Genomic DNA, 1204 nt, shown 5'->3' on the forward strand with positions numbered 1-1204 from the left:
AAGGTGGGACTGGCGATTGGGACGAAGTCGTAACAAGGTAGCCGTACCGGAAGGTGCGGCTGGATCACCTCCTTTCTAAGGAGCACAACACATCCGCCAGGCCGGGATACCCGGACCAACCTCGGTGGGGTGGGCACGGTTTAACACCCGAACGCGGTGTTGCCGGGCTTGCTCAAGGAATTGTGGAACTACTGGTTATCGCCGGTCGCGGCGAGCGAAGTCCGTGTGAGTACTGATCCTTCAGGGGTCGTGGAAAGCGGTGACGGAGCTCGGGTGGTCGGGTGTTCGCTCAGCACGCTGTTGGGTCCTGAGGCAACACACGTTGTTTCTGGTGTGGTGTTTGAGAACTGTAGAGTGGATGCGAGCATCTTTGTGGTCAAGTTGTTAAGGGCACATGGTGGATGTCTTGGCTTCAGGAGCCGATGAAGGACGTGGGAGGCTGCGATATGCCTCGGGGAGCTGTCAACCGAGCTGTGATCCGAGGATTTCCGAATGGGGAAACCCAGCACCAGTGATGTGGTGTTACCCGCCGGTGAATATATAGCCGGTGTGGAGGGAACGCGGGGAAGTGAAACATCTCAGTACCCGCAGGAAGAGAAAACAAAAGTGATTCCGTGAGTAGTGGCGAGCGAAAGCGGAAGAGGCTAAACCGTTTGCATGTCAAGCTGTCAGGCGTTGTGCAGGCGGTGTTGTGGGACCCAGCGTCGAGGATCTGACAGTCCTCGGAATGATGTCGCGTGTTAGTGGAACCGCTTGGGATGGCGGACCGGAGTGGGTGAGAGTCCCGTACGCGAAAACACGTTGTCGTTGTTTGTCTGGTGTTCCCGAGTAGCAGCGAGCTCGTGGAATTTGCTGTGAATCTGCCGGGACCACCCGGTAAGCCTAAATACTTCCTGAAGACCGATAGCGGACGAGTACCGTGAGGGAAAGATGAAAAGTACCCCGGGAGGGGAGTGAAAGAGTACCTGAAACCGTGTGCCTACAAGCCGTCAGAGCGTTTTGACGTGATGGCGTGCCTTTTGAAGAATGAGCCTGCGAGTTAGTGCTGCGTGGCGAGGTTAACCCGTGTGGGGTAGCCGTAGCGAAAGCGAGTCTGAACAGGGCGATTGAGTCGCGTGGTCTAGACCCGAAGCGGAGTGATCTACCCATGGCCAGGGTGAAGCGACGGTAAGACGTCGTGGAGGCCCGAACCCACTTAGGTTGA

At 56.9% G+C, this 1204-nt stretch carries 2 rRNA genes; both read left to right on the forward strand.

What is annotated here, in order from left to right:
- Positions 1 to 75: ribosomal RNA gene (locus tag ACWGIC_RS44910) — 16S ribosomal RNA — on the forward strand; the annotation flags it as partial.
- A 299-nt stretch (positions 76 to 374) separates the two neighbouring features.
- A 23S ribosomal RNA gene (locus ACWGIC_RS44915) occupies positions 375 to 1204 on the forward strand; the annotation flags it as partial.

It is taken from the genome of Amycolatopsis sp. NPDC054798 (assembly GCF_053611505.1).